The organism is Enterococcus sp. DIV2402 (genome assembly GCF_017426705.2).
Taxonomy (GTDB): Bacteria; Bacillota; Bacilli; order Lactobacillales; family Enterococcaceae; genus Enterococcus_F; species Enterococcus_F lowellii.
In genome coordinates this window covers 2,965,178-2,987,985 of record NZ_CP147251.1, presented here as the reverse complement: position 1 = coordinate 2,987,985, position 22,808 = coordinate 2,965,178, and the positions used below count along the sequence as shown (strand labels likewise).

Genomic DNA, 22,808 nt, shown 5'->3' with positions numbered 1-22,808 from the left:
GGTAGACTTCTTTATTCTCAGAAATGACTGATTTTTTGAGAGTAGTTTTAATTGATGGCAAAGGAGAAAGCTTAATGACAAGATCCTTAGAGGCGGTTGTCTTTGATATGGATGGTCTAATGATTGATACAGAAAAAACTTACAAAGAAGGTTGGTTATTAGGTGCCAACGCTTTGAACGTTGAATTACCAGGAACGTTTATTAACGATGCAGCAGGTCGAAGTATAGATGACAATATTAAAGCACTACAGCAATTGACGAATGACCTGTCTATTGTGATGTCTATTCGTAAAATACGAGAAGACTATTTTTACCAGAATCTAGCAAATGGAAAAATTCCTTTGAAACCCTATTTGAAAGAATTAATAGAAGTATTAAAAGCGAATCAAATAAAAACAGCCGTTGCAACTTCTTCTTATAAAAATAGAGTGTCACGTGTTTTTGAACATTATCATATGACTTCATGGTTTGATGTGGTAATTACTGGTGATGAGGTGGCAAATGTTAAACCTCATCCAGAATTGTATCTCACGGCTTTAGAGATGCTTGGTGTAGACCATCAATCTGCATTAGTATTGGAAGATTCTATAACGGGTGCTAGAGCAGCGAACAATGCAAAGATTCCATTTATCATTGTTCCTGACAGTAGTTCAGAACAAGTAGTAGAGATTCCAGCAGATTTTAGGCATATAGAAACAATTGTTCCTAGTTTAGAAAACGTTGCACATTGGTTAATTGAAAAAAATTTACTAAAAAGATGTAATCAGGAGGAGTACAGATGACAAAACAACAAATTGGCGTTGTTGGGATGGCCGTAATGGGTAAAAACTTAGCGCTAAATATCGAAAGCCGGGGCTATTCTGTTGCTTTATACAACCGTACCGGTTCAAAAACAGAAGAAGTGGTTCATGACAATCCAGATAAGAACTTAAAAGGAACTTACAGCGTGGAAGAATTTGTTGATTCTATCGAAAAACCACGTCGTATTGTATTAATGGTTCAAGCGGGTCGCGGAACAGACGCAACCATTCAATCCTTATTACCACATTTAGATCAAGGGGATGTGCTAATTGATGGCGGAAATACCTTCTTCCAAGACACGATCCGTCGTAGTAATGAATTAGCAGACTCTGGCATTAACTTTATTGGAACCGGTGTTTCTGGTGGAGAAGAAGGTGCCTTAAAAGGCCCATCAATCATGCCTGGCGGTCAAAAAGAAGCCTATGAATTAGTGGCACCTATCTTAGAAAAAATTTCTGCGAAAGCAGAAGATGGCTCCCCTTGTGTGACCTATATTGGTCCAGATGGCGCAGGTCATTATGTAAAAATGGTGCATAACGGCATCGAATACGGAGATATGCAATTAATTGCGGAATCGTATGATTTAATGCAAAACATTTTAGGTTTGTCTGTGGATGAAATGGCCGAAATTTTTGCCGAATGGAATACAGGGGAGTTAGATAGTTTCTTAATTGAAATTACTGCAGATATCCTAACACGTAAAGACGATTTAGGCACAGGAAAACCAATTGTCGATGTAATCTTAGATGCAGCTGGCAATAAAGGAACTGGGAAATGGACGAGTCAAAGTGCCCTAGATTTAGGTGTACCCTTACCATTAATTACAGAATCTGTTTTTGCTCGTTATATCTCTGCATATAAAGAGGAACGTGTACAAGCAAGTAACGTTTTACCAAAACCAGCCGCGTATCAGTTTGAAGGCGATAAAAAAGAATTTGTTGAAAAAATTCGTCAAGCCTTGTATTTCAGTAAAATTATGAGCTACGCGCAAGGCTTTGCGCAATTACGTTCTGCTTCAAAAGAATATAATTGGGAATTACCATTCGGTGAAATTGCGAAAATTTGGCGTGAAGGATGTATTATCCGTGCACAATTCTTGCAAAAAATTACCGATGCCTATGATAAAGAAGCTGATTTAGAAAACTTATTGTTGGATGATTATTTTAAAGACATTACTGCGAACTACCAACAAGCTGTTCGTGATGTGGTCGCGTTAGCCGTTCAAGCAGGAGTACCTGTACCAACATTCTCATCAGCCATTTCATATTTCGATTCATATCGTTCGGAACGTTTGCCAGCGAATATCATTCAAGCGCAACGTGATTATTTTGGTGCACATACTTACGAACGTACAGACCGTGAAGGAATTTTCCATTATTCATGGTATGAGTAAAAAAGTGGAGGTTGGAGGCATCCAATCTCCTTTTTTAACATTTTTTGTAAAATATTTTCTTTTATTGTTTGACAAATGTAAATTATTTTCTTAATATAAGGTTAAGAAAAATAATAGTTAGGAGATAACAAACAATGGAAGCTATAAATGAAATCGGAATGATTGGTTTAGGAAAAATGGGATTAGGATTAACCCAAAATATGATGCGGAATGGTATAAGAGTAATTGGGTACGATAAAGCAAGCACGATTGAAATGGAAGGAGAGTTCAAGCAAGTAGGATCCTTATCTGAAGTTGTTGCTGCATTATCAGGAAAACGTATCATCTGGTTAATGGTTCCAGCTGGTGAAGTCACACGTCAGGTAGTTAGTGAGTTAGGCGAATTATTATCTGAAGGTGATATTATCATCGATGGCGGAAATTCATTTTTTAAAGACTCTGTTGAAAATTATGAATACTTAGCAATGAAAGGAATTTCGTTTTTAGACTGTGGTTCTTCTGGTGGGATGAGTGGTGCATTGAATGGTGGGAACTTTATGATTGGTGGGAATAAAGAAACCTTTGACTTTGTAGAGAAGCTTTTTGAAAAAATTTCATGTCAAAATGGCTATCTGTATACAGGAAAATCAGGAAGTGGTCATTATTTAAAAATGATTCATAACGGTATTGAATACGCCATGATGGCAGCTATTGGAGAAGGGTTTGACTTATTAGAACATTCTGAGTATGACTTTGATAATGAAAAAGTTGCTAGACTTTGGAATAACGGTTCTGTTATCCGATCATGGCTAATCGAATTAGCAGAAGAAGCATTTAAGAAAGATCCAAAGTTAGATAAGGTAAAAGGAATTATGTATTCTTCTGGTGAAGGCAAATGGACAGTAGATGAAGCGTTGCAAAAACAAGTAGCAATTCCCGTGATTACGATGTCATTAATGATGCGCTATCGTTCATTAGAAGACGATACATTTACAGGAAAAGTTGTTTCCTCTTTACGAAATGGTTTTGGAGGACACGCAATGAAAACAATTGAATGATAGATATTAATGAAAAGAGGAGGAAACAGTAAAATGGGCCAATATAAGATAGCAATTGTTAATTCAAGTAGTTTTGGGGAATGGTTTCCAGATCATCTGAAAAGATTGGAAGCTATTGGACCCGTCAAACGTTTCACTTTTCCAAATGATATAGATGGTGTGACGCTAGCAAATGAACTACATGGATACAATTTAATAATATCTAGTGTTACACCATTTTTCACAAAAGAATTTTTTGAGCATAAAGATGAATTATTAATTATTTCTCGTCATGGAATCGGCTATAATAACGTTGATTTGGAAGCAGCAAAAGAAAAAGGAACGATTGTAACGATTGTGCCACCTCTAGTTGAACGTGATGCAGTTGCTGAAAATGCTGTGGCCAATTTAATGGCACTTGTTCGCCAAACAGTGGCTTCTTCTCAAGCTGCTAAAGAAAATCGTTGGCAAGATCGTGCCCAATTTATGGGAAATAATTTAACTGGTAAAACAGTGGGTGTGATTGGTTGCGGAAATATTGGTAGCCGAGTAGCAGAAATTTTAAAATATGGTTTTAATACTCGCTTATTAGTAACTGATCCTAATGTTGATTCAGAGTGGGTAAAGAAACATCAAGCAGAAATAGTACCACTGGACGAATTATTACAAGAAGCAGATATCATTTCTCTGAATGCATCGTTAAATGAAACTAGCTTTCAAATTTTAAATAAAGCTGCTTTTTCTAAGATGAAAAAAGGTGTTTACATCACAAACACAGCTAGAGGTGCATTAATTGAAGAAGATGCTCTGTTGACAGCTATTGATAAAGGAATTGTCCGAGCCGCTGCAACAGATGTCATGATTTCAGAACCAGCGCTGAACACACATCCTTACTTTAAGAATGAAAAAATGTTAATTACACCTCACACGTCGGCATATACTTTTGAGTGTTTAGAAGGAATGGGTGATAAATGTGTAACTGATTTAGAGCGCATGATTGTGGGAAAACAACCAGATACGATAGTGACTCCTATATAAAATAAAAAAATCGTTGTGAAGTGACCGCTTCATGGCGATTTTATTTATTTGAATAGATAAAATGGAACTTGCTTTTGTAGCAGCTTTATTTTATGATTTACCAAAGATGTTGGGTCAGTTAACATTAATAGGGAGGAGTAATATGTCTAATTTTCAAAGTATTGCTAAAAGTAATTATGAGAATCTAACGAAAGCAGAAAAAACAGTGATTGATTTTATTCTAGCAGATGTTGCAGCAGCTAGTATGATGACAATTTCGGATGTTTCTAAAAAAATAAATGTTTCGATTGCTACTATTTCGCGTCTATCTAAAAAGCTAGGCTATCAATCGTATCAAGAAATGCGTTTGAAAGTATATGATGGCCACGATGCACAATCATCCAAATTTTTTCCAAACCTGACTAAAGATGATTCGTTTGTCGAAATTGCTACGAATTCATTTTATATGAGCAAGATTTCATTAGATGAGACACAATCTATTTTAATGGAAGAAGATTTAAAAAAAGCAATTGATTTGTTGGCAAAGGTAAAGACATGTAGCATTTTTGGTTTGGGTGCGTCACAAGTTGTTGCTATGAATGCATTTCATTGTTTTTTACGTTCATCATTGAACTGTACGTATATTCAAGATTATCATTTACAGATGATGTCTTTAACCAAGTTAGGAGAAAATGATTGTCTTTTTTTAATTTCACATACTGGTCACAATAAAGATATGATTCAATTAGCAACAATTGCCCGAGAAAAAAATATTCCTATTATTACGATTACCAGTAATCGCCACTCACCTTTGGCAAAACTTAGTGATATCATTCTTGTCTCCGTTTCAGATGAAACAAAATATCGACCAGAAGCTGTTTCTTCGCTACTTGCACAAATTGCTCTGGTAGATGCCTTATTTATGATTTATGCAATTAAAGTAGATGATAACGAAGAATATCTTTTGAAATCACGAGCAATTATTAATAAAACACGACTTTCATCAGAGGATGATTAATAACCTAGAAAACTAAACAAAAGAAGCTTTGAGCGAATGTGTGCTCAAAGCTTCTTTTTCTATGGGTACACTTTTTTTGTGAAGAATTCTAAAAGTAATGGTGCGATTACTGTGCTTAATAGAATAATGATTACAAATGGAGAATAATAGCTAGGATCGATTAATCCTGCTTGATAGCCAATCTGTAAAACAATTAAGGCCATTTCACCACGAGATACCATACCAGCACCGACCATCCAAGAACTGTTGGTACTAAATCCAGCAAGTTTTGAACCAGTAAAACCGCCTAGAATTTTAGAGACCACAGCAATAAATGTGAAGACGATAATGAAGAGCAATTGTGATTTGAAGTTTTCAAATGAAACATCTAATCCAATGCTGACAAAGAAGACTGGAACAAACACGGAGTAACCTAACGCTTCGACGTTGTGCATTACTTCATGTTGGACTTTTGTTTGACTCACGGCAACTCCGGCAAAGAAGGCACCAATAACGGCACTCAAACCAACAAAGTCAGCAAGATAAGCCATTGTCAAACAAATGACAAGTGAAACAATGATGACAGCTGAATTAGCAAATAATTTTTCTGCTAAATTTACTAAATAAGGGGCAATCCATTTGACCAACATAAAAATTAGAGCGAAATAAGCAATTTCTTCTAATATCATAAGCGGTAAGGGAACACCATTTGAGGAGGAACCTGTTAAAAGTGGAATACTTAAACTTAGAACTAAAACAACTAAGACATCATCCATAACCGATGCACCTAAAGTTGTTGAACCTTCTTTTGTATTCATAACGTTCATTTCTTTTAGAACTTCAACAGTAATACTTACTGCAGTTGCTGATAAAATAATTCCGAAGAAGAATGATTCTTGGAAGCTAATTTGAAATGCGGTTCCTGAAACTGCGCCAAGAACCAGGGGGAAGATAACGCCAAACGTTGCAACTAATAAACTAGGTTTTAGATATTTTTTTAATAAGCTTAGATCACTTTCTAATCCAGCTAAAAACATTAACAAGATAACACCAATTTCTGAAAACTCATGTACCAGTTCACTTGATTGAACCCAATTGAGAACTGCACCTCCTAGTAATACCCCGACTAAGAGTTGACCAACAACAGCTGGTATGCCAATTCGCCTCGATAAATGTGACGCGATTGTCGTCGACACAAGAATGAGACATAGAATACCAATAAATTCCATAACATCCGACCTTTCTTATTTAAAGTAACAAAATAATTGTACCATTTCACGAAAGCGGATGCACTAAAAAAGTTTGGTTGTCCTAACTTTTTTCTAGTGGTTGTGAAAAAAGTGAGTATTTTTTCATGAAAAAAAGTAGGTAGAGATTTTTCTCTATCTACTTTCTTAATGATATGCCTTTTTCGTAAAATACTTCAAAATTAATGGGGAAAGTAAGGTGCTTAACAATATAATGATGACTAAAGGTGAGTAATATTGCGGTTCAATCATATTTGATTGGTGTCCAATTTGTAAAATGACCAGCGCCATTTCGCCACGTGAAATCATTCCTGCACCGACCATTAAGGCACTGTTCGTTTCAAAGCCAGCAATTTTGGAACCCAAGAATCCCCCCAATAATTTAGAGACAATCGCGACAATTGTGAAAGCTACGATAAACAACAATCGTTTTCCAAAGTTTTCAAAAGAAACATCTAAGCCGATACTTACAAAGAAGACGGGGATAAATATTGCATAACCTAATGCCTCCACATTATGCATGACTTCTTGTTTGACTCTTGTTTGGCTAACCGCAATTCCTGCGAAAAAGGCTCCAATGACAGAACTTAATCCGACAAAATCAGCAAGATACGACATACCTAAGCAAATAACTAACGAAGTGATAATAATTGCGGCATTGGCAAATAACTTTTCTGCCAATTGAATCAAATAAGGTGCAATCCATTTGACTAAAGCAAAAATCAACACAAAATAAAGAACTTGTTCAATCAATAAAAGCGAAAGAGGCGTTTCGTTAGTAGCACCACCTGTAAAAAAGGGAATACTTAAACTTAAAATTAATACTGCTAAAATATCGTCAACAACCGATGCACCTAAAATTGTCGACCCTTCTTTTGTATTAACAACATTGAGTTCCTTTAACACTTCAACCGAAATACTAACGGAAGTAGCTGCTAAAATGATACCGAAAAAGACTGATTCTTTGAAGCTAACTTGGAAGGCTTCACCGGTTCCTAAACCTAATACCAGTGGCAAAATAACGCCAAAAACAGCGACTAATAATCCCGGCTTAAAGTATTTCCGTAACAAAGCTAAATCACTTTCTAAACCGGCTAAAAACATGAGCAGAATAACACCGATTTCAGAAAATTCGTGTACCAATTCGTTGGTTTGTACGAGATGTAAACCAGCACTACCTAAGAACACGCCGACTAATAACTGCCCGATTACAGCTGGTATACCGATTCTTCGTGAAAAATGCGAAGCCAGAGTGGTAGTTATTAATATTAGGCAGAGTGTGCCAATAAATGCCATAAACATTCAACCTTTCTATATAAAACTAGCAATGCAAGTATAACATAAAAAAAACCGCTAGAATTATTTCTAACGGTCTGTGGATTACAGTAGTCTTAATCTAGGTATTTCTACGTGGACACGTTCATTCGCACGTTTTAAACGTTTAGAAGAGGAGAATATTCTCGCATTTTGGCACAACGAAGGAATGGTGCGCAACGCATCGCCACCTTGTAAGAGAATGCCGTATTCTTCTTCACGATAAAAATTATAGATAACTGCTGAAGTTTGATGTTGAATATGTAAATCTCTGGCGGTCTGTTGATCTTGCCAAAATTTTTCTTTGACGAGTGCCGATTGCCGATCTTCACGAAACATATCGATATCGCCACCAGTTTCTGCAAAAAGAGTTTCCGCTAGCTGCTGTGAATAAGGCGTTTTGTGACAGATAATTGCTGTTTGCAGTTTAAGTAAAAAAATCCGTGCATATTTTTTGCCTTGTTGCTGTGCTGCTTTGTAGTCAAGTGCTGCCGAGTATGAGTGATTCAAAAAAGTGTTTCTAGAGTCTAAATCTTTTTTGTCCCAACCATACTTACGCATAATAGATGTTGTAGTGGTCATATTAACAAAAGGCAAAATTTGCAAATTGATTTTTTCGGAGCTTTCGTTAATAAAATCGATTAATCTGGTTTCTTCTTCTAGGCAAAGCGAACCAAATGGGTGAATAAACAAATAGATCTCGATCACTAGGTGTTCCTCCAAATACATTACATTCTAAGATAAATAAATCATCTATACTTTAACAGAAAAAGTAGAAAAGGCAAAATGAAAACCTTTTTACTTTGCTTTAGTAGCGCGAACAATTTTATTTTCTGCGGGGCGATAAGTAATAGCATGGGTATGAAGGTAGTGTTCAAAGGCTTGCTTGCCAATTTGGGCATCAGCAACTTCTAGCTCTAATTCATAATCATGTTCTTGATTATACCAACTTTCGTCTAAGGCTAATAATCCTTCAGCAATGACAAACTCAGCGCGTTTAGTTGTTAAAGATGTTAAAATTGTTAATTGACTTATTTCAATCTCTAATCGTGCTAACTCTTGCGCCACAGCTCCTGTAGTTGGAAGGACCTTTTGTTCAATTAACCGTTGTGTTTCGGTTAAAGTTAAAGAATCGGTGGTTTCTAACAAACCAATTTCTTGTGGTGTTTTTAAAGTAATTTCGCCTCTATCAGCATATTGGCGAATTCGTAATCCACAGTGCTTTTGGCGTAAATCTTGAGTAGGTGTGTCAAAATAAACATTGGTTTGTGTGTGAAAATCTGGTTCATTTAAATGATAAAAATTGCAGAAATAATGGTAGTCTGTTTCAGTTAATAATGTTTTAAATTCAATTTCAAGTTGTTTCATCTTCATCAGTCCCTTCTCTTCTTTTTACCTTAGAAAGAGAGGTTCGTCAACTTTTTGCACAAAACCGAAAAGGAACACTAAAGCTTTTTCGTCACTTATGATAAAATGATAGGTGTATGTTAGCTGAGAAATGAGGGAATGTGTATGGAAAAGGATTGGGATAGTTTTTTAGCCCCTTATGAGCAAACAGTTGCAGAATTGAAGGTCAAACTTCGTGGGATACGAAAACAATTTCGTGAAACAAATCAACATGTTCCAATTGAATTTGTTACGGGACGTGTCAAACCTGTCGAAAGTATTCTAGCAAAATGTGAGTTGCGTAATATTCCAGTGGAACGCTTAGAGGCCGAAATGTCAGATATTGCTGGTTTACGAATTATGTGCCAATTTGTAGAAGATATTCATGAAGTTGTGAAGCTTCTGCGCAGTCGCAAAGATATGAGAGTGATTATCGAACGAGATTACGTAACGAATCATAAAGTGAGTGGTTACCGTTCGTATCATTTAGTAATTGAATATCCTGTTCAATTAGTCGAAGGCGAAAAGAAAATTCTTGCAGAAATTCAAATTCGAACGTTAGCTATGAATTTTTGGGCTACAATTGAGCATTCATTAAATTATAAATATCAAGGAGACTTTCCTAAAGAAATAGGGGAACGTTTGAAGCGTGCGGCTGAAGCTGCGTATCAATTGGATGGAGAGATGTCGAGCATTCGCGAAGAAATACAAGAAGCGCAACATTTGTTTTCACATGGCAAAGGCAGTTCCGGAGATAGTCGTTATCAGCAGATTGCAGAATGGAAGGAAGAATCTTTATGAGACAATTAAAAGTGGCTGTTATTCACAGTCATGTCGAAAAATCCTTAAAAGCTGCTGACAAATTATATCAACTTTTAACCAAAAGAGGACACGAAATTAATCGTGATCAACCAGATATCGTAATTTCTGTAGGTGGAGATGGCACGTTGTTATCAGCATTTCATCTCTATAATCATAAATTAGATAAAGTGCGCTTTTTAGGTGTGCATACTGGTCACTTAGGGTTTTATACGGATTGGCGTGACTATGAATTAGAAGAATTAGTTGAAACTTTATGTACAAATCAAGAAAAAAGTGTCAGTTATCCCTTATTAGATGTACGTATTAAATATCGAAATGGGAAACCAGACAAGCATTTTATTGCATTGAATGAATCTACTATTAAACGAGGCAATCGAACAATGGTTGCGGATATTTACATTAAAGATGAATTGTTTGAACGTTTTCGTGGGGATGGTTTATCTGTATCAACGCCGACAGGTTCTACTGCTTATAACAAAAGCGTCGGTGGAGCCGTCTTACACCCTAGTATTAATGCCTTTCAACTAGCCGAAATTGCTTCTTTGAACAATCGTGTTTTTCGTACGTTGGGTTCACCGATTGTGGTGGCACATCAAGAATGGGTGGAGATTAAGTTACAAGATAGTAATGATTATTTAGTTACCATTGATCAATTCAATATTCAACAAGATCAAATTGAGTCAGTGCAGTACCGAATTGCTGACGAGCGAATTCATTTTGCTTCGTATCGTCACATGCATTTTTGGCATCGAGTTCGTGATGCATTTATTGGAGAATTGTAAATCGTATGGAATTTATTTTTGATTATCAAAAAGAACACACACAGCAACTAAAAAGTTTTTTAAAGGAACAAGGCATTTCAAAAGGTTTATTAGCGAAAATTAAGTTTCAAGGTGGGAAAATTTTTGTCAATGATGTGATTCAAAATGTATTATATTATTTAAAATCTGGTGACCAAGTGCGGATTATTATTCCGGACGAAGGCGAACACGAAACGGTTTTATTAGATGAAACCCCGATTGATATTGTCTTTGAAGATGAACATATTTTAGTAGTAAATAAACCAGCAGGTGTTTCTTCAATACCTGCGCAATACCATCCGAATCATACGATGGCTAATCGTGTCAAAGCGCATTATAAACGCCAGGGATATGTTAATCAGGTCGTGCATGTCGTGACTAGATTAGACCGTGATACATCTGGTTTAATGCTGTTTGCAAAACATGGCTTTGCACATGCGAAATTAGATGTCCAATTGCGTGAAAAAAATTTCGTAAAAAAATATCAGGCATTGCTTTCAGGAAAAGTGGACACTTTAGTCGCTCATGATTGGATTGAATTGCCAATCGGACGTGATTATACATCGTTGATTAAGCGGATGGTATCTGAAGAAGGGCGATACGCCAATACGGAATATTGGTTAGAAAAACGAAATGATGAGTTAGCTTTAGTAGACATCCAACTGCATACTGGGCGAACCCATCAGATTCGTGTGCACTTTTCTGCAATTGGTTGTCCCTTAGTTGGCGACGATATGTATGGCGGGACAATGGATTTACCGCTTGTCCGTCAGGCATTGCACTGCTACGAGTTGCATTTTACGCATCCTTTTACGAAAAAAGCATTAGCATTTCAATGTCCATTGCCAACAGATATGGCAGAAATCAGACAAACAATTGAAACGAGGTGAAGAGATTGGATGAAACAAAAGAATTAGAAGAACGTTTTACTCAATTGCGGAAAGATTTGGATGAAGGAAATCTGCAGGAATTTAGAGATGAATTTTTGGAGATGCATATTTATGAACAGGGACAATTTTATCAATCCCTAAAAGAAGAACAACGTCTTTTGGTTTATTCCTATCTTTCACCAAAAGAATTGGCAGATATGTTTGACGTAATCGAGGAAGACAATGAATACATGAAAGATTATTTATCTGAAATGCGTCCAAGTTACGCCGCAGAAATGCTATCTGAAATGTATACCGATAATGCCGTCGATTTATTAAATACGTTAAGCAAAAAACAAATTGCCAAATATTTGAGTTTAATGGATGCGGAAGATGCCGCAGAAATTAAAGAGTTGTTACATTATGAGGATGAAACAGCCGGTTCGATTATGACGACGGAATATGTATCCATCGTTGCAAATCAAACCGTTCGTTCGGCCATGTATGTCTTAAAAAATGAAGCGAAAGCAGCAGAAACGATTTATTATATTTATGTCGTCGATCAAGAAGGGCGTCTTGTCGGGGTTATTTCTTTAAGAGATTTAATTGTTAGTGATGATGATGCCATGATTTCTGATGTCATGAGCGAACGTGTCATGTCCGTCCACGTAGGCGATGACCAAGAAGATGTGGCGCAAACGTTCCGTGATTATGATTTCTTAGCATTACCTGTTACCGATTATGACGATCATTTATTGGGAATTGTCACCGTCGATGATATTATCGATGTAATCGATGAAGAAGCAGCGAGTGACTACTCTGGTTTGGCGGGGGTTAACGTTGATGAAGTCAGTGAAAATCCGATTAAAGCTGCTGGGAAACGTCTTCCTTGGTTAATTACCTTGTTATTTTTAGGAATGGCTACCGCTAGTTTAATTAGTCATTATGAAGATTTAGTTAGTGAAGCCAGTATTTTGGCGGTATTTATTTCTTTAATTACAGGGACAGCCGGCAATGCGGGGACGCAATCGTTAGCCGTAGCGGTGCGACGTTTGGCGATGAACGATGATAAAAGCAATACTTTTTTTGCGACAGTGATTGGTGAAGTTTTAACCGGACTGGTGACGGGAGCAATCACCGGTTTAACTATCTTTGCAATTGTTGCTGTTTGGAAAGGCAACCCCATTTTAGGTTTTGTCATTGGAATGGCGATGATGTGTGCCATCACAGTTGCGAATTTAGCCGGAAGTTTGATTCCGATGCTAATGGATAAATTAGGCTTTGATCCAGCTGTTGCTAGCGGTCCATTTATTACAACGTTAAGTGATTTAACTAGTGTGTTGATTTATTTTAATATTGCCAGCATGTTCATGAGCTATTTTATTGGAAGTTAAAGGCAATAAAAATATCCGAACGATAGAGCGCGCATTGTCGGCTATTTTGTTCGGATATTTTTTTGCTTTTATGGATGCTAATCGCTTTTTAACTTAATGAAAAAGGATAATCATCTATTTGATACTTTCTAGCATTCGGGACAATGCCTAATTGATTAAAAATAGTTCCCCCGTTCATCAAATCAGCGTGAGAGTAGAACAGTTTGTTGTATTCTTGGCCATTACGCAATACTTGATGTAGAAATTGTTGTTGTGGATAATTTGGACTACTTTCGATTGTTAAGCTAGTGCCACTTGATAAATGTATGGTAGCTTTGTCAAATAAAGGCATGCCTAAAACGTATTCACCAGATCCTGGAGTCACCGGATAAAACCCTAAACTGTTAAAGATATACCAACCTGCCATACTACCATTGTCTTCATCACCTGGATACCCACTCGGACTTGTATTAAATGTTTGTGTTAATAGTTGTTTAATAAGCGGTTGTGCCATTTCAGGTTTACCAATATAGCTAAATAAAAATGGGTAATGGAAACTTGGCTGATTGGAAATCGCTAATTGTCCGAATTCCACAGCTGCCATTTCACTCATTTCATGGATTTCAAAACCATAGCCTTCCACATTGAACGTGGGTGCTTGGTTACATAAGCGAACTAATTTTTCTTCAAAGACTTCTTTGCTACCAAATTGTTGAATCAAGCCAGCAAAATCTTGGTAAACAGCAAAACTACTTTGCCATGAACTGCCTTCTGCATAATCTTTTCCCCAACGAATATCTAAAAAGTTTTCACGAAAGACGCCTTGTTTGTCTTTTGCTCGCATGAATCCTGTTTCTGCGTCAAAAATATGTTGATAATTGTGTGCTTGTTTTTGATAATAGGCTGCATCTTCTGTCGCTCCCAGTGTTTGGGAAACTTGACTAATACAAAAATCACTGTAGGCATAATCTAAGGTATGGTTAACGGATTCATGATAGTCACTTGGGACATAACCGTATTTTAAATAGTCTGTCGTCCCTTGTCGTCCATAATTAGGATTTTCGCTTTGAATGGTTGCTGCTTTTTTCATGGCCGTCAGAAATTCTGGCATTAAATCAGTCCGGATTTGTTTTACAGCAGCATCCGCAATCACCGCATCAATTAACGTTCCAGGCATTAACCCACGTTCGTCTGGTGACAGCCACTTAGGTAAAAAGCCGGTTTCATTATAACTATTTAAAAAACCTTCCAGCATTTCTTCATATTTTTCTTGAGCAATTAATGAATACAAAGGATAAACTGTTTTATACGTATCCCAAAAGCCGTTATTGGTATAAAGAACCCCTGAACGGACTTGTTTACTTAATGTATCGTAATGAATGGCTTGATTATTTTCGTCACGCTCATAAAAAGTTTGTGGAAATAAAAATGTTCGATAAAAATTATGATAAAACGTGGCAACTTGTTCGGCATCATGATGCTCGATTTCAATACGCTGCAATAGGTCTTGCCAAGTATTTTGACTTTGTTCAAGATAGTCATTTGGTTGTAGCGCTTGTTCACGTGCTAAATTTAGTTGTGCTTGTTTTTGACTAATAAATGAGGTCCCAAAACGCACGACTTGCTGTTGATTAGTAAATGATAGTAGCAACGTACCATCTTCGCCTTGTTCCTGTGTATGTTCTGTGCTAAAAGGATGCTCCAAGTGTAAAACAAGATAAATGGTGAAATCAGAATCTTCACATCCAGAAAAGTTAATGACTTCAAGTGCGACAGTCTGGTTATCCAGCACTTCATAACGATAACGTCCAGGGAGTGTGACTAATAAACCGTTCTCATTTTGTTGGTAATTCATTGTTAATACGCCACCATACATACTTGGAATGATAGTCGATTGAATACCATAACGTAATTGCTTAATCGATAGATGGGTGGGACGAAAAATACTTTCTGCTGGTCGGTAAGAGCTTTGTGTATGAAACAATGATCGTTCTGTAAACTTGCCACTGACTGGCGTGAAAAGCAAGTGACTAAAATCACCCATCCATGGACTAGGCTGATGGGTTAGGCGGTATCCTTGGAAGGTGTGGTCTTCAGGATGAAACCACCAACTTCCCTTTTGGTCGGTTGTCTGTGGGGCAAAATAGTTCATCCCAAATGGAACGCCCGTATAAGGAAGACAATTTCCATTTGAAAAACTATATTGATTAGCAGTACCATGACGTGTGTCGATTGTTTGAGTAAGCATAATTTCTCCTTTATCACATTAAATTTGTTTGGTTGATTGACGTTGAACGAAAGTAACGGGAACTTTAATATCTGTGGGAACTTGATTGTTTTCGATCCATTCGATTAACGTTTTACCAGCAATTTCACCAATTTGTTTGAAATCCTGGGCGATGGTTGTCAAAGGTGGTTCCACAAATTGCGATGCTTGGATGTCATCAAAGCCAATAATTGAAAAATCAGTGGGAATAGCGTATCCTGCTTGTTTTAGCGTACGCATCGCTTCGATTGCTACTAAGTCATTTTCGCAAACAAGCGCCGTTACTTGATTGTCGATTACATAAGTTAATAGATGTTCGTTAGTCGCAGTAATATCAATAGAAGACGTATGGAATGTTAAGTTTGCGCCATGTAATGCTTTTAAATAGCCAATATAACGATTTCGTACCGATTGTGGATGCAAGGAACGTCCAAATAAATAGGCAATTCGAGTATGTCCGTCCTCAATTAACGATTGGGTAGCTAGCTGTCCTCCTGCCATGTTATCAGATAAAATTGTCGGAAAATTTAGTTCGAAATTCTTTTTATCTAAAGAAATGACAGGGAATGCTTTGAGAGCTAATTCTACTAACGTATCTAAATATTGATCCGTATTTTCAGCATAATAAATCAAACCATCATATTCTTGCATTAGTTCAGTGGCATTTTTTTGAGAAAACACCTCTAAAGTTCCCATAGCGACTTCAATTTGTTGGTCTTGCATGATCGGCAATAAGCCGTCTGTAAAATTTCCTAAAGATAAATCATGCAAAAAAGGTAAAAGAAACAAAATACGGGTTGCTTTGGTTGATACACGCTGGGTGACTTGTGGTGGCGTTTCTTTCACAAAGCTTCCTTTCCCTCGTACACGATAGATTAATCCGGCTTGTTCTAGTTCGGTTAACGCACGTTTAGAGGTAATCCGACTGACGTGGTATTGTTCAGACAATTCCTTTTCAGTTGGGAGTTGACTATTGAGCGGTAACTGACCAGAAAAAATTTGTTTTTTCAAATCATTTAATATTGTTTTATATAACGGCTCTTTCATAAAATCCTCCTCTTTTAAATGATATATCATATTTAGATAATAACATAAAAAGTTAAAAAAATAAATCATTTTATGAAAGAAAGCGTAGACATTTTTGTTTTTTATAGTATAATCAAGATATAAAATATATCAAATTGTTGGAGGATGACAATAAATGGCTTATAAAGATATACCAAATTCGGTGCAAGTGTTTATGGATAAAATTACAGAAAAATGTGGAGAAGAGCATCAAGATTGGGCAACAAACTTTAATGCTGCTTTCGCCAATACGTTATTAACTACAGTAAAACGCCATGAGGATGGCACAACGTTCTTATTGACAGGAGATATCCCTGCAATGTGGCTACGAGATTCAACGGCGCAAGTTCGTCCATATTTAGTAGTAGCAAAAGAAGACGAAGATTTAGCAGCGATGATTAGTGGATTGGTGAAAAAACAATTTTTCTATATCAATATCGATCCGTATGCGAATGCCTTTAATGAAGAGGCTAATGGTGCAGGGCATCAAGACGATCACACTGAAATGAATGACTGGATTTGGGAACGTAAATATGAAATCGATTCATTGTGTTATCCTGTTCAACTAGCGTATCTACTATATAAAAATACTGGCCGTACCGATCAATTCAATGAAGATTTTGTAAATGGTGTGAAAAAGATTTTAGAAGTATTTGAAGTAGAACAAGATCACAATCACTCACCTTATAATTTTGTTCGTGATACTTGGCGTAAAGAAGATACCTTGATTAACGATGGGAAAGGTGTAACGGTTGCGCCAACTGGAATGACATGGTCTGGCTTCCGACCAAGCGATGATGCGTGTGCAGGCGGTGGTTATTTAGTACCATCCAATATGTTTGCGGTAGTTATCTTAGGTTATTTAGAAGAAATCTTTAGCAGTGTCTTAGAAGATACAGCGATTGTTGAAAAAGCTAAAACGTTGCGTGAGGAAATTCAAGAGGGGATTGAAGCGCATGGCCGTACACAAAACGCTGCAGATGAAGATATTTATGCCTATGAAGTAGATGGTTTAGGGAATGCCTCAATTATGGATGATAGTAATGTGCCTAACCTAATTTCAGCGCCTTACCTAGGATATGGTTCAATGAAAGATGAACGTTATCTACGTACAAGAAAAACATTGTTAAGCAAAGAAAATCCATATTTCTATGAAGGCAAATATGCAAAAGGAATAGGTTCATCGCATACACCAGAAAATTACATCTGGCCAATTGCTATGGCAATGGAAGGAATGACGACGGACGATAAAGCGGAAAAAGAACGCATTTTAAACCAATTAGTCGCAACAGATGCTGGGACTAATTTAATGCATGAAGGATTTGACGTAGATGATCCAACGCAATATACACGTGAATGGTTCTCTTGGGCCAACATGATGTTTTGTGAGTTAGTCATGGATTACTTTGATATTCAAGTAGAAAAATAGGAGAAAATAAATGAAGAAAAAAGTTTATATTATTTCCCATAGTCACTGGGACCGTGAGTGGTATGTGGCGTATGAGAAACACCATATGTTATTAGTTGAATTGATGGATGATTTGTTAGAAATTTTTGAAACTGATCCAGATTTTAATAGCTTCCATTTAGATGGACAAACAATCATTTTGGATGATTATTTGCAAGTGCGTCCAGAAAAACGTGCTGCTGTTCAAAAAGCGATAGACGATGGTAAATTGCGAATTGGACCATTTTATATTTTACAAGATGACTTTTTAATTAGTTCTGAATCAAACGTTCGTAACATGTTGATTGGAATGGAAGAAAGTCGTAAATGGGGGACACCTGTCAAACTAGGCTACTTCCCAGATACTTTTGGAAATATGGGGCAAGCACCTCAATTAATGCAAAAAGCTGGTTTTGAAGCTGCAGCCTTTGGTCGTGGTGTGAAACCAATCGGCTTTGATAACCAAGTGTTAGAATCTGAAAGTTACACCTCTCAATATTCTGAAATGTGGTGGAAAGGTCCAGATCAATCAGAAATCTTTGGCTTGTTATTTGCGAACTGGTACAGTAACGGGAATGAAATTCCTTCTGAAAAAGAAGCAGCCATTCGTTTTTGGGATCGTAAATTAGAAGACACAGAAAAATTTGCTTCAACCGATCATTTATTAATGATGAACGGCTGTGACCATCAACCAGTCCAAAAAGATATTACGAAAGCAATTGCGCTAGCGAATGAACTATATCCAGAGTATGAATTTATTCATTCAAACTTCACCGATTATTTAGAAGCAGTCCAAAAAGATTTGCCTGAAGATTTAGGTTCTGTAGAAGGTGAATTAACTAGTCAAGAAACAGACGGTTGGTATACATTAGCCAATACAGCTTCGGCTCGTGTTTACTTGAAACAGTGGAATACCCGTGTTCAACGTCAATTAGAAAATATTGCTGAACCATTGGCAAGTATGGCGTATGAAATTACGGGCAATTATCCACATGACCAATTAGACTACGCTTGGAAAACATTGATGCAAAACCATCCACACGACAGCATTTGTGGTTGTTCAGTCGATGAAGTTCATCGTGAAATGGTACCACGTTTCGAAAAAGCCAATGAAGTAGGAAAATACGTGGCAGAAGAAGCCGTAAATGCGATTACAGCTGAAATTAATACTGAAACTTTTGCCAAAGATAGTTTCCCATTTGTTGTCTTTAATACGAATGGTTTAGCTAAGAGTGGCGAAGCTGAAATCGAAATCGAATTGGAACGAAAAACATTTGCACAAGGTTATCCAGAACAACTATATCGCGCATTAGATGAAATGCCGAAAGGCGAGTATCACGTAGTAGATGAACAAGGTCAAACAGTTTCTGCTATTGTTTCTGAAGTAAATGTTCGTTTTGATTATGATTTACCAAAAGATGGTTTCCGTATTCCTTATATGAAACGCTATGTAACAGTAAAAGTTGCTGTTAAAGACTTACCAGCTTATTCATGGGAAACCTTTGCTTTAGTAGCCGGCGCAGAAGCTAATTCTTCTGAAAAATTAGCGAATGAAGATGGGCGAGTAATCGAAAATACACAAATTAAAGTAGAAATTGCTGAAAATGGTACGCTAGCAATTACAGATAAAGCAACCAATCATACTGTCGATAATTTGTTAATCTTTGAAAATGTCGGTGATATTGCCAATGAATATATTTTTATGCAACCAAAAAATGATCAAGCAATTTTATCTAGCAATGTGGTAGCGGAGTTAGAAATTGTTGAAACCCATGCTGAAAAAGCAGTCATCAAATTGACACATGTCTTAGATATTCCAGTTTCTGCAGATGAATTATTGGATATTGAACAACAAATGGTGATTGGTTTTACTGGACGCAAAGCGGGTCGTTCTAAAGAAACCGCACCATTAACGATTGAAACATTTGTGACAGTTAGCAAAGACAGTAAAAAAGTTGATTTTGAAACACATTTAAACAATCAAATGAAAGATCATCGTTTACGTGCATTGTTCCCAACTGGTTTACAAGTAGAAACCCACGAAGCAGATAGTATTTATGAAGTTGTGGAACGTCCAAATCAAGTTTCAGCAAGTTGGGAAAATCCAACGAATCCCCAACATCAACATGCATTTGCTAATTTACATGATGAGACACGCGGAGTGACTGTTGGAAACTTTGGATTGAATGAATACGAGATTGTGGACGATACGATTGCGGTTACTTTATTACGTTGTGTTCGTGAATTAGGTGACTGGGGCTATTTCCCAACACCAGAAGCACAATGTTTAGGGGAGCACACGTTTAATTACAGTGTCGAAGTTCATGGAACACCAGAGACACGCTACGATACCTACAAACATGCGTACACTGCCCAAGTTCCATTTACAGTTGCCCAAGTCGCTGTACAAGCAGGTCAATACCCAGCAACTTATCAATATGTAACTGTTGAAAGTGAAACGTTTGTTCCAACTGCCTTGAAACGCCGAAAAGCTGACCAAGCGTTAATTTTAAGAGGATACAACATGGCGGATGAAGCCAAAGCTTTAACCATTGAGAAAGCTGAGAGCAAACCAGTAGTCTTAAATTTATTGGAAGAGCTAACAGAAGAAATCTACACCTCAGAAATTCAGCCGTATGAAATTCGTACGATTGGTTTGATAAACTAAAAAAATTGAGCGCAAACTCCATGAAGAGGAGATTGCGTTCTTTTTTTGTACAATCAGTCTTTCGAGAAATAAATCGTTTCATGTAGTTGACAATTAGGATTAAACTTAGCCTGACAATAAGGACAAGCCCCTTTTTTATATTGGAAGAAAGTCAATGTTGTGTGACAATGTCCGCAGATAACCGGAGCAGCATCAGAAACAGCAATAGGTTCAAAAGTATGTGCTTCGCAAGCGTTATGACATTGATAACAAGCATAATATTTTTTACATTTATTGCATTTTAAACCTACAATATCATGTTCTTGATGGTAATGGAGGCATCTACCATTACCATCAATGTCTATTCCATAAATAATCATAAAAAAACCTCTTTCTTTTTGTTAACCATTATAATATAATTGGTTAACAAAAAGAAAGGAGTTTTTTATGAAAACAAAAGATATTTCTATGATTGCTATGATGATAGCCATTATTATAGTATTAGGAATGATTCCACCGATTCCATTAGGCTTTATTCCAGTCCCAATTGTTTTGCAAAATTTAGGTGTGATGTTAGCTGGTATTGTTTTAGGTGCGAAAAAAGGCGGATTAGCCATTGCGTTATTCTTAACTTTAGTAGCTATGGGGATGCCATTTTTGACAGGAGGTTCTGGAGGGTTTTCCGTTTTTCTAGGTCCTACAGTAGGGTATTTAATCGGCTGGTTTGTTTCAGCTATTCTAATCGGATTAGGTAGAAGTAAGTTTATGGAAACGAAAAATTGGGGAATTAAGTTTTTAATTGTAGCTATTCCAGGAGTATTACTGGTGGATTTATTAGGGTCTATCGGTTTATCTATAGTTACTGGTATGTCGTTATCAGCGTCTATTGTCTCAAATTTAGTTTTCATTCCAGGGGATACATTAAAAGTAATTTTGGTTATAATTATTGCCGAACGATTGTTAAAAATAATGAATCGTACAGAACGATAATCGATTGAATACACGCATAGAAAAAGCACTCAGAAAAATTTTTCTGTGTGCTTTTGTTTTAATCATTTAAAAAGATTTCAATAACTGGAACCAAAGAATCTGGTCGTTTAGTTGGTAATTGTAAGACAATGTCGTGGGGTTCGATAATTGTTTCCGTCGTTGTGATAACTTCTTCGGGATCGAAACCACGATAGAAAACTTCAGAACCATCATTTAAAAATTGTGCATAACGAATTTTTCCTGCTAAATCTTTTAAATGAATGTGGAAATATGGCCAAGAGAAAATATGCAAATAGAGTCGATTGCCATTTTGAGTGTAGCGACAGTCAATAGGTGGCACGAATTCACTTGGACCACAATTTTTAATTGAACGATTGTGTAGATAAAACCACTTACTTAAATCAGAGAAGCGTTCTTTGGATTGTTTATCAATTAATCCACGGCCATTTGGTCCAGTATTCATTAAGAAATTTCCACCTTTAGCTACCGTATCAATCAACATTTGCAGAATTTGTTCGGAAGATTTCCATTGTTGATTGTCACGATCGTAGCCCCAAGTACCATTCATTGTTTGGCAAGCCTCCCACAAAACAGGTAACCCATCTTTATATAATGGTTTATCTGGTTGGTATTGCTCCGGAGTGGTAATCCCATGACCTAAAGCAAAACGGTCATTAATCAACATTTCTGGCTGCAAAGTACGACAAATTTTTTCTAAACGTAAGGCATCCCAGTCTGCAGCACCTTTACCGACAGACCAGCCCCAATCTCGATGCGCATAAGAAAAATCAAACCACATATAGTCAATTTTCCCATATTCAGTTAACAGTTCAGTAACTTGGGCAGCTAAGAAATCTTGGTATTTCTTTAAATCACGCTGGTCGTTAGTTGCACGATAGTTTTCCTCGTCACGACAAGGGTGTAAGCCATCAATTGGAAATTCTGGATGATACCAGTCAATTAATGAATGATATAATCCGATTTTTAACCCTACTTTGCGAAATGCTGGTAACAGTTCGGCTAATAAATCTCTACCAAAGGGCGTGTTGGTAATTTTATAATCGGATTGTTTGGTATCCCAAAAAGCAAAGCCTTCATGGTGTTTTGTTGTAAAAACGACATATTCGGCACCGGTAGCTTTAATTTCTTGTGCCCATTGATTGGCATCAAACAAATCAGGATCAAAATGTTCAAAATATTTGCGATAGTTTTCAGGGGTAACTTGTTCAGTTGTCATAAACCATTCATGACGGGCACCAAGCGTGTATAAGCCAAAATGAATGAATGCCCCAAAACGAGCATTGGTAAACCATGTGGTATCTGGATAGCTTTCTGGCCAATTAATATATTTTTTCATT

General features: G+C 36.8%; 20 protein-coding genes. 12 read left to right on the top strand and 8 right to left on the bottom strand.

Features of this window, described 5'->3' with window-relative positions:
* The first annotated feature begins 74 nt into the window (after positions 1 to 74).
* The 5 genes from DOK78_RS14620 (at position 75) to DOK78_RS14600 (ending at position 5,245) form a co-directional block, all read left to right on the top strand.
* Positions 75 to 782 carry an HAD family hydrolase gene (locus DOK78_RS14620; RefSeq protein WP_207942140.1) on the top strand — a complete coding sequence of 236 codons (708 nt, stop codon included), beginning with the start codon at positions 75 to 77 and terminating at the stop codon, positions 780 to 782.
* Positions 779 to 2,194 carry an NADP-dependent phosphogluconate dehydrogenase gene (gene gndA / locus DOK78_RS14615; protein WP_339076299.1) on the top strand — a complete coding sequence of 472 codons (1,416 nt, stop codon included), beginning with the start codon at positions 779 to 781 and terminating at the stop codon, positions 2,192 to 2,194. The genes DOK78_RS14620 and gndA overlap by 4 nt, the downstream gene beginning before the upstream one ends.
* A gap of 134 nt (positions 2,195 to 2,328) precedes the next feature.
* On the top strand, positions 2,329 to 3,231 hold the full coding sequence (gene gnd / locus DOK78_RS14610) for a phosphogluconate dehydrogenase (NAD(+)-dependent, decarboxylating) (RefSeq protein ID WP_207941577.1): 903 nt from the start codon (positions 2,329 to 2,331) through the stop codon (positions 3,229 to 3,231).
* Between the two features lie 33 nt (positions 3,232 to 3,264).
* Positions 3,265 to 4,248, top strand: coding sequence for a D-isomer specific 2-hydroxyacid dehydrogenase family protein (locus tag DOK78_RS14605; RefSeq protein WP_207941578.1), 984 nt, complete (start codon positions 3,265 to 3,267; stop codon positions 4,246 to 4,248).
* A 142-nt stretch (positions 4,249 to 4,390) separates the two neighbouring features.
* Positions 4,391 to 5,245 (top strand): MurR/RpiR family transcriptional regulator, encoded by an 855-nt coding sequence (locus tag DOK78_RS14600; RefSeq protein ID WP_207941579.1) that lies wholly within the window; start codon positions 4,391 to 4,393, stop codon positions 5,243 to 5,245.
* Positions 5,246 to 5,304: 59 nt separating this feature from the next.
* Here the strand turns inward: DOK78_RS14600 and DOK78_RS14595 are convergent, their stop codons facing one another.
* The 4 genes from DOK78_RS14595 to DOK78_RS14580 form a co-directional block, all read right to left on the bottom strand.
* A complete protein-coding gene (locus tag DOK78_RS14595) occupies positions 5,305 to 6,453 on the bottom strand; it encodes a cation:proton antiporter (protein WP_207941580.1) in 1,149 nt (382 codons plus the stop codon).
* Positions 6,454 to 6,618: 165 nt separating this feature from the next.
* Positions 6,619 to 7,767, bottom strand: coding sequence for a cation:proton antiporter (locus DOK78_RS14590; RefSeq protein ID WP_207941581.1), 1,149 nt, complete (start codon positions 7,765 to 7,767; stop codon positions 6,619 to 6,621).
* An 84-nt stretch (positions 7,768 to 7,851) separates the two neighbouring features.
* Entirely contained in the window at positions 7,852 to 8,493 is a 642-nt protein-coding gene (locus DOK78_RS14585; protein ID WP_207941582.1) for a DsbA family protein, read from the bottom strand.
* Between the two features lie 90 nt (positions 8,494 to 8,583).
* Positions 8,584 to 9,153, bottom strand: a complete 570-nt coding sequence (locus tag DOK78_RS14580; protein ID WP_207941837.1) for a CYTH domain-containing protein — start codon at positions 9,151 to 9,153, stop codon at positions 8,584 to 8,586.
* A gap of 144 nt (positions 9,154 to 9,297) precedes the next feature.
* On the opposite strand from DOK78_RS14580, the gene DOK78_RS14575 reads away from it, so the two are divergent.
* From DOK78_RS14575 to mgtE, 4 genes are read left to right on the top strand one after another with little or no spacing between them, the layout of a single operon-like run.
* Positions 9,298 to 9,972, top strand: a complete 675-nt coding sequence (locus DOK78_RS14575) for a GTP pyrophosphokinase (protein ID WP_207941583.1) — start codon at positions 9,298 to 9,300, stop codon at positions 9,970 to 9,972.
* Positions 9,969 to 10,775, top strand: coding sequence for an NAD kinase (locus DOK78_RS14570; protein WP_207941584.1), 807 nt, complete (start codon positions 9,969 to 9,971; stop codon positions 10,773 to 10,775). The genes DOK78_RS14575 and DOK78_RS14570 overlap by 4 nt, the downstream gene beginning before the upstream one ends.
* Positions 10,776 to 10,780: 5 nt before the next feature.
* Positions 10,781 to 11,683 carry an RluA family pseudouridine synthase gene (locus tag DOK78_RS14565; protein WP_207941585.1) on the top strand — a complete coding sequence of 301 codons (903 nt, stop codon included), beginning with the start codon at positions 10,781 to 10,783 and terminating at the stop codon, positions 11,681 to 11,683.
* A 5-nt stretch (positions 11,684 to 11,688) separates the two neighbouring features.
* Positions 11,689 to 13,056 (top strand): magnesium transporter, encoded by a 1,368-nt coding sequence (gene mgtE / locus DOK78_RS14560; RefSeq protein ID WP_207941586.1) that lies wholly within the window; start codon positions 11,689 to 11,691, stop codon positions 13,054 to 13,056.
* Positions 13,057 to 13,144: 88 nt separating this feature from the next.
* Here the strand turns inward: mgtE and DOK78_RS14555 are convergent, their stop codons facing one another.
* A complete protein-coding gene (locus tag DOK78_RS14555; RefSeq protein WP_207941587.1) occupies positions 13,145 to 15,283 on the bottom strand; it encodes a GH92 family glycosyl hydrolase in 2,139 nt (712 codons plus the stop codon).
* A gap of 18 nt (positions 15,284 to 15,301) precedes the next feature.
* Positions 15,302 to 16,348 (bottom strand): GntR family transcriptional regulator, encoded by a 1,047-nt coding sequence (locus DOK78_RS14550; RefSeq protein ID WP_207941588.1) that lies wholly within the window; start codon positions 16,346 to 16,348, stop codon positions 15,302 to 15,304.
* A 154-nt stretch (positions 16,349 to 16,502) separates the two neighbouring features.
* Between DOK78_RS14550 and DOK78_RS14545 the strand changes: the two genes are divergently transcribed.
* Both DOK78_RS14545 and DOK78_RS14540 read left to right on the top strand, forming a co-directional pair.
* Positions 16,503 to 17,795, top strand: a complete 1,293-nt coding sequence (locus DOK78_RS14545; RefSeq protein ID WP_207941589.1) for a glycoside hydrolase family 125 protein — start codon at positions 16,503 to 16,505, stop codon at positions 17,793 to 17,795.
* A gap of 10 nt (positions 17,796 to 17,805) precedes the next feature.
* Positions 17,806 to 20,481 (top strand): alpha-mannosidase, encoded by a 2,676-nt coding sequence (locus DOK78_RS14540; protein WP_207941590.1) that lies wholly within the window; start codon positions 17,806 to 17,808, stop codon positions 20,479 to 20,481.
* Positions 20,482 to 20,534: 53 nt separating this feature from the next.
* On the opposite strand, the gene DOK78_RS14535 is transcribed toward DOK78_RS14540, so the two are convergent.
* Entirely contained in the window at positions 20,535 to 20,840 is a 306-nt protein-coding gene (locus DOK78_RS14535; RefSeq protein ID WP_207941591.1) for a CHY zinc finger protein, read from the bottom strand.
* A 67-nt stretch (positions 20,841 to 20,907) separates the two neighbouring features.
* Between DOK78_RS14535 and DOK78_RS14530 the strand changes: the two genes are divergently transcribed.
* Complete coding sequence (locus DOK78_RS14530) at positions 20,908 to 21,450, top strand: biotin transporter BioY (protein WP_207941592.1); 543 nt, start codon at positions 20,908 to 20,910, stop codon at positions 21,448 to 21,450.
* A 58-nt stretch (positions 21,451 to 21,508) separates the two neighbouring features.
* Here the strand turns inward: DOK78_RS14530 and DOK78_RS14525 are convergent, their stop codons facing one another.
* The gene (locus tag DOK78_RS14525; RefSeq protein WP_207941593.1) at positions 21,509 to 22,807 is read right to left on the bottom strand and encodes an alpha-L-fucosidase; all 1,299 of its coding nucleotides are present in this window, start codon (positions 22,805 to 22,807) and stop codon (positions 21,509 to 21,511) included.
* Position 22,808: the final 1 nt, after the last annotated feature.